Origin of the sequence: Holdemanella porci, assembly GCF_009696075.1 — a bacterium.
Taxonomy (GTDB): domain Bacteria; phylum Bacillota_I; class Bacilli_A; order Erysipelotrichales; family Erysipelotrichaceae; genus Holdemanella; species Holdemanella porci.
The window spans coordinates 22,507-29,846 of record NZ_VUMR01000017.1; the positions used below are offsets into that span (position 1 = coordinate 22,507).

The window sequence follows — 7,340 nt, forward strand, 5'->3', positions numbered from 1 at the left end:
TGAAAATAGTGTATTAATTATTCGAGGTGAATTGTATGACATATGAGGATGTATTAAATTTTTGTGAAGAACAAGACGTTCGATTTATTCGTCTTTCTTATTTTGATATGTATGGTACACAGAAAAATGTTTCTGTTTTACCAACCGAATTAAAAAGGGCATTTGTGGAGGGCATTAGCTTTGATGCCAGTGCCATTGACGGCTTTCTAGATGAAGTGCATAGTGATCTATTCTTATATCCAGATCCAAACACTATGAGTATCTTGCCATGGCGCAGTATGGATGGAAGTGTTATTCGTATGTATTGTGATATTAAATATCCGGATGGAACGCCTTTTGAAAGGGATGTGCGCTATATATTAAAGAAGGCAATCCTAAAAGCGAAAAGTATGGGAATAGATGTTAACTTTGGTTCAGAATTTGAATTCTACTTATTTAAGCAGGATGAAAATGGAGAAAACACCTATGTTCCATTGGATCGTGCGGGGTATATGGATGTTTCTCCATTAGACAAAGGGGAAAATGTTCGTCGTGAGATTTGTTTAACATTATCGGAAATGGGAATTGATCCAGAGGTTTCGCATCATGAGATGGGTCCTGGGCAAAATGAGATTGATTTTCGTTATTCAAGTGCTTTACAAGCAGCGGATAATGCGGCGACATTTAAGTGGGTTGTTGAAGCCATTGCGAATATGCAGGGTTTAGTAGCTGACTTTTCACCAAAACCTTTAGAGGATCAGCCAGGTAATGGGATGCATATTAATATGAGTGTGGATCAACATGAAGAGTTGTTGATGCCTTTTATGGCCGGTATTTTAAATCGTATTGAAGAGATGACAGCCTTTTTAAATCCGACAAAACACTCCTACAAGCGTTTAGGTAAGGATAAGGCGCCAAGCTATATTTCCTGGTCGTATCAGAATCGTAATCAATTGATTCGTATTCCGGCTACACATTCGACAAATCGTATGGAATTAAGAAGTCCGGATTGTAGTTGTAATATTTATTTGGCCTATGCCTTATTGATTTATGCCGGTTTAGAGGGGATTGAAAAGAACATGGTACCTGATCCTTGTACGGATATTGTATCGAGTGATACAAAAAAGCTTCCTCAAAGTTTAAAAGAGGCAAAGATAAAGGCTTTGAATTCGGATTGGTTAAAACAAGTTTTAGGAAAAGATGTAGTGGATATTTATGTTGGGTAAGTGCGTATGGAGGCAAGTAAAGTATTAGTACTTGGAAATGAGAAATTCTTAGCTATATTAAAAAATACGGCCAATTATCAATATGTGCTGTCAAAGACATATAATGATGCGTTAAATAAGTTGAGAAATACGCATTTTGAGATTGTTGTGATCTTATATTCGCAAACGACAAGTGGGCTTTTAAATTTTGCGAAAAGTTTAAATACGCAAGTTTTGTTGGTGTGCAATAAGGAAATCTATGATCAAGTTTCATATCAGTGTAAAGATAGTGGTATAATAGTTCTGTCGTATCCCATCAAGAAGCAGTTGTTGTATGAAGCATTTCAGATTCTTATGAGTGTGAATAGGCGAATCCAGCTTTATGAAAAGAAGATCAGTAAGCTTGAACAGAAATATTTAGAGTTGAAGATGGTGGATCATTGTAAGTTGGTTTTGATTTCAAATTATCATTGGAGTGAAGACAAGGCGCATCACTATATTGAAAAAATAGCGATGGAGCAGAATAAGACGAAATTCTTGGTGGCTAAAGAGTTATTAGAGGAGTTTCAAACATGAAAAAGATTCAAAAGACCAATGCGATGCGTTTTTTAGATCAGCATAAAGTAGAATATGAAGCGCATACGTATGAACATAAAGAGGGTGATCCTGTAGATGGTGTGCATGTTGCGAATATGTTACATCAGCCAGTGGAAGCTGTGTATAAAACTTTAGTTACACAGGCAAACACAAAGGAATACTTAGTGTATATGCTTCCAGTTGAAAAGGAATTGGATTTAAAGAAGTGCGCAAAAATAGCCAAAGTCAAATCTTGTGAGATGATTCATGTGAAGGACATCAATAAGATTACGGGCTATATTCGTGGTGGATGTTCTCCATTGGGTATGAAAAAGCAATTTCGTACCTTTATTGAAAAGGATTGTTTAAATCAAGATAAGATTTATTTTAGTGCAGGTAAGATTGGTATGCAGATTGAGATGGATCCAAAGACATTGATGGATTTAATTCATGTTCAAGCAGGCGATATCACAAAGGAGTAATTTTATGTGGGCGAATGAGAGTATATTTTATCAAATCTATCCTTTTGGAGCTTGTGGAGCGCCATTTGAGAATGATCATGTTCTAGAACACAGAATTCATAAATTAGAGGATTTTATTCCTCATTTAAAGAAATTAAACATAGACTGTATACTATTGAATCCAATTTTTGAAAGTCGTACGCATGGCTATGATACAACGGATTTTAAAACGTTAGATACAAGATTGGGTACCAATGAAGACTTAAAGGAAGTTGTAAATCAATTCCATGAAAATGGTATTCAAATTGTTTTCGATGCCGTGTTTAATCATGTGGGACGTGATTTCTTTGCGTTTCAAGATGTATTAGAAAAGAAGTGGGATTCACCTTATAAGGATTGGTTCTATATTGATTTTAATGGAAACAATCACTACAACGATGGCTTCTGGTACCAGGATTGGGAAGGCAATGATATCTTAGTGAAGTTGAATCTTCAAAATTCACAAGTAGTAGAATACATTTTAAATGTAGTGGATTTCTGGCAAGAAGAATTTAAAATTGATGGTTTAAGATTAGATGTAGCTTATTGTTTGGATAAGAATTTCCTACAAACTTTACACAACCATGTAGATAGAGATTTCTTCCTTTTAGGTGAAACTTTACATGGTGACTATAATCAATGGATGAATGAGAATATGTTGGATTCTGTCACAAATTATGAGTGTTATAAAGGGTTGTATTCGAGTTTTAATTCAGCAAATTTTTATGAGATTCTTTATTCATTGAATCGTCAATTTGGCAAAGATCCATGGTGTTTATATACGGGTAAGCATTTGTTTAACTTTGTGGATAATCACGATGTCGAAAGAGTTGCCTCGATTTTAGAGGATAAAAACCAATTGCCTTTAATTTATACCATGTTATTTACAATGCCAGGTATTCCATGTATCTATTATGGCAGTGAATGGGGTATGGAAGGTACAAAAAATTGGAATGATACGGATCTTAGACCGGAAATCAAAGTGTTTGAATGGAATGAATTAACGAATACTATTCAAAAGTTAATCCATCTGAAACATAATCATTCCGCTTTATCTTATGGAGATTATACACAGATTGGTATCACAAATACGGCTTGTATTTATCAAAGACAAGATGAAAAGGAATGCCTATGGATTTGTATGAACATGAAGAGTGTTGCTCAAACATTAAGCTTTAATGGTCAAGGTGATTTCATCGACATGGAAACCAATGAAAAACTTTCGGTTAATAATGCATTTGAGTTCAAGCCTTATGAAGTAAGAATATTAAAGAAAGTATCGTAATGGATACTTTTTTTCGTTTGATATAATTTAGAAGAGGTATTTGTATATGGAAAATTGGATTCATAATCTAGATTCGTTTTATGTAACGAAAAATGATCAAAAAATAAATTTTAGCGATGATTTCATCAAGTCAGAAGAAAGAACTACTGGCTTAGGAAAGGGTATTTATACCACGTATAAATATTTTGATACATATATTTGGCAAGAAGATAGTACGAATCATTATTATTTTGAGTGGATTCCCAAAGTGGATGAGAATATTAAAGAGGTACATTTTCCTGATAGTTTTGTGTGTGAAGATAAGGATGGCTATTCAACGATTCCTTATATGCAAGGATTATTGATTCCCAATCGGTATGAGTATGATTATAGTCATATTGCCTTTGATGGCCAGTTTACAAGTTGTGCTGCCTATATGCCTTGGCTTAGTCAAACCAATAATGGAAAAGGGTATATCGCAATCAATGAAACGCCCTGGGATTCTAAATATACAATTGATCATGATGATAAGGGTACACGACTTCAATTTGTATGGTTAACAAGTTTAGGTAAGATGCGATATAAGCGTGTTGTTCGATATTCTTTTGAGCTTAATATGGATTATAATCGTGCTGCTAAGATTTATCGAGAGTACGTTAAAGAAACCGGTTTATTTAAATCTTTAAAAGAAAAAGAAGTTACACTTTCTAAAATATCAGAACTTCAACAATGTGCTGTTGTACATACGGGTATTAAGGCACATACGGAAAAGGATTCACGTTTTTATAATGGACAAGAGGATGTAATTCATTCTTTTGATTCGGTAAAAGAGATGATGCAAAGTCTTCATGAATTAGGTTCAAACAAACTATATCTTCATTTAGATGGCTGGGGAGATCCTGGCTACGATAATTGTCATCCGGATTATTTGCCGGCATGTATTGAAGCTGGTGGATGGACTGGTTTAAAGGATCTTCAGGAAAGTTTGCGTTCACAAAATGATTTATTTGGCTTACATGATCAGTATCGTGATTATTATTATAAGGCAAAAACACATGATGAAAACCAAGCCATTCAATTAAAGGATGGTAGTGTGTTTGAACATGCCAATTGGGCTGGGGGAAGACAAAATTATTTGTGTGCAAGTCTAGCACCAAAGTATGTAAAAAGAAACTACACTGAGATCTTAAAACATATTGATTTGGATTGCGTATATTTAGATGTATTTTCTTGTAATGAAATGGATGAGTGTTTTAATTTAGAACATTTAATGACAAGAAAAGAGTGCATGGAATATAGAAGGGCTTGTTTTCAATATATGATCTCAAAGGGAATCATTCCTTCAAGTGAGGAGTGTAGTGATTGGGCTATGCGAGAACTTGTTTTTTCGCATTATGGGCCTTATGAGTTTATGATGAAAGATGAAAATGAGAAAAGAATGGGAATAGCAGTACCTTTATTCAATCTAGTGTATCATGATTGTTTCATTTTGCCTTGGTCAATGGAAAAAAGACAAGAAGACTATATGTTGTATGCGTTATTAAATGGGGGTATTCCATATGTAGTAAGGAATGCACCTTATGATAATGTGGATGGTAATTTTGGAAGCGATGGTTTGTCCATAGAAGATCGAATTAAACGTGCAAATGTTGTTCTAGATTTTTATCAAAAAATTAAAAATGAAGAAATGGTAGAACATAAAATCATCAATGATCATGTTCAACAGACTACTTTTAGTAATAATGTCACAGTTGAAATCGATACAAAGGAGAACACGTATAGAATTGTATGAAAGTATTAGTATTAGTGTAACTATTATTAACGGCTTGTACACAAGCACAGCCCGAACTTAGAGAAACTAAAGAAGTTCAAACTGCAATCCCATATTCAGATGAGGAATTGATTGAAAGTGCAAATGACCAAATTGAGGATGAAGCATATTATGTGGATTCAATCACTCAACAGTCGGATAGTGAAGTGTGGTTTTCATTAAAGAATAAAGATTTAAACAAGCAATGTGTTTTCAAATATAAAAGTAATGAGTTAGTTTTAGACAGATTAGTAGATCAAGTAGATTAAATGAATGTGGGTGTAATTTGAAGAGATGGTTTCTTTATATATTAAGATTTTAAAGAAAACTATAACGGATACAGAACTAGAATTGTTTAAGTATAATTTGGACATTTCTTGTTGCGTGCCACATGCTATATTTTTTAATTTAAATAGTGAGGCAAAGAAGATATAGGGTAAAAAAGAGTGGAGTAAATTGTATAGTCCAGATATTGAAAGAGAATTTCATAGTGGTCCAATAGAAACAAAGAGCTAGAGTCTTTATGATTCTAGTTTTTTTGTATAAAAATTTTAATTTTTTTGAAAAACTTCATTTTTTTACGTATATGAGTATGTAGGTAATGGAGTTAAAAAAGCAAAGATGTAATTGTGGGCTTACCAGTTTCTTGGTTCATGAAACAAAAGTGAGGATACTTCTTTTCAACATCAATATTAAAGGTATTCAAAGACTTAACTAAAGATTTGTTGTCAGGTTAAGTAATCAAGCTACAAAAAAATACAAATCCATATTGCGATATTTATATATCTAGGAGAATAGTTAGATACATTATATGCAATTTACCAGAAATGCCTACTAGAAAAGAGGTGCTCATGAGGAGTGCAAATTTATTAAATGATTTCGCCTTTAAATATGTCTTTGGCGAAGATTGTAAAGAAGCCAATGATGCCTTAAAATCATTACTCATGGTATTTTTGGAAAGGAAGGTGAATCATGTTGTTGTAAAGAATTCAGAAATGGTAAAAGACTATAGTAAAATGAAAAGCTCTCGATTGGATTTATTAGTCGAATTTAATGATAAAACAACTATAGATTTAGAGATGCAGTTGAGGCAAACCAAAGATAATTCAATGAATCGCTTTTCTTATTATTTAGCTAGACTTCATGGTTCACAAGATATGGAAGGGAAAAGTTATGGTTAATTAAAGGAAACTATTGTCCTGATTTTCTTTAATGTGAATATTGTTGAAAATAATAATATATGTAATACATTCAGGTTGAAATGTGATGGTGATTTACCTTTAGTGAAAGAAGAAAAAGAAGATTGTATGAAGTTACGTGCAATAGAAATGCCAAAAGTAGATTTAAATAAGCCGCTTGAAGACATGAATGAACAAGAAAAAATGATTTATTACTTTTTGAATTGCCAGAAAGGAATGGATGATAGTAAAATTAAGGTAATGATAGAAAATGATGAGGTGATTCAAATGTTAGAGAAGCGTGTAGAAACCATATCGGATGATCGTTGGAAGAAAATAATAGAAGATTTTCAAAAACTACATGAAAATGAAGAACGAATTGAGCTACAGCTTGAACTTGAAGAAACTCAAAGACAAATGAAAGAAGTTCAAAAAGAAAAAGAAAAGGCTGAAAAGAAAGTAGAAGAAAAGGATCAAGAGATAAAACAAATGATTCAAGTGATGCTTGCAAATGGGATGAGTTTAGAGCTTATTTCTAAGTCATTGTCGAAGAGTGAAGATGAAATTATGGAGTTGTTGAAATAGTCATTTTCTAGAAATGTAAAAAGTGAAGATGATAACTGAGTCGCCTATAATATGGCGGCTTTTTTGGTGTATAATCAAAGAAAAGGAATTAGGTATATGGTTAGTAGAAGAAGAATATTGGTACTATGTCAAGATTTAAGACAACTTAAATATCTGTTTTTTTAATGTTTATGTTTCAAATATTGTTTTTCAAAATTTTGTGGAGATTCATATTCACAATGTGAGTGAATTCGTGTTGTATTA

Annotated in this window: 8 protein-coding genes; all 8 read left to right on the forward strand. The window is 33.0% G+C overall.

What is annotated here, in order from left to right:
• The first annotated feature begins 35 nt into the window (after nucleotides 1–35).
• The 8 genes from FYJ55_RS04680 (at nucleotide 36) to FYJ55_RS11045 (ending at nucleotide 7,097) form a co-directional block, all read left to right on the forward strand.
• Nucleotides 36–1,205, forward strand: coding sequence for a glutamine synthetase family protein (locus FYJ55_RS04680; protein WP_154555852.1), 1,170 nt, complete (start codon nucleotides 36–38; stop codon nucleotides 1,203–1,205).
• 6 nt (nucleotides 1,206–1,211) lie between these two features.
• Nucleotides 1,212–1,760: an ANTAR domain-containing response regulator gene (locus FYJ55_RS04685; RefSeq protein ID WP_154555853.1), complete on the forward strand. Its 549-nt coding sequence runs from the start codon at nucleotides 1,212–1,214 to the stop codon at nucleotides 1,758–1,760.
• Nucleotides 1,757–2,242 (forward strand): Cys-tRNA(Pro) deacylase, encoded by a 486-nt coding sequence (ybaK, locus tag FYJ55_RS04690; protein WP_154555854.1) that lies wholly within the window; start codon nucleotides 1,757–1,759, stop codon nucleotides 2,240–2,242. Before FYJ55_RS04685 ends, ybaK begins: the two co-directional genes overlap by 4 nt.
• Nucleotides 2,243–2,246: 4 nt before the next feature.
• Entirely contained in the window at nucleotides 2,247–3,545 is a 1,299-nt protein-coding gene (locus tag FYJ55_RS04695; RefSeq protein ID WP_154555855.1) for an alpha-amylase family glycosyl hydrolase, read from the forward strand.
• Between the two features lie 46 nt (nucleotides 3,546–3,591).
• A complete protein-coding gene (locus tag FYJ55_RS04700; protein WP_154555856.1) occupies nucleotides 3,592–5,316 on the forward strand; it encodes a DUF5696 domain-containing protein in 1,725 nt (574 codons plus the stop codon).
• A 107-nt stretch (nucleotides 5,317–5,423) separates the two neighbouring features.
• The gene (locus FYJ55_RS04705; RefSeq protein ID WP_154555857.1) at nucleotides 5,424–5,603 is read left to right on the forward strand and encodes a hypothetical protein; all 180 of its coding nucleotides are present in this window, start codon (nucleotides 5,424–5,426) and stop codon (nucleotides 5,601–5,603) included.
• A 582-nt stretch (nucleotides 5,604–6,185) separates the two neighbouring features.
• Nucleotides 6,186–6,515, forward strand: coding sequence for an Rpn family recombination-promoting nuclease/putative transposase (locus FYJ55_RS11040; protein ID WP_229771089.1), 330 nt, complete (start codon nucleotides 6,186–6,188; stop codon nucleotides 6,513–6,515).
• Nucleotides 6,516–6,617: 102 nt separating this feature from the next.
• Nucleotides 6,618–7,097: a hypothetical protein gene (locus tag FYJ55_RS11045; RefSeq protein WP_229771090.1), complete on the forward strand. Its 480-nt coding sequence runs from the start codon at nucleotides 6,618–6,620 to the stop codon at nucleotides 7,095–7,097.
• Nucleotides 7,098–7,340 lie beyond the last annotated feature (243 nt).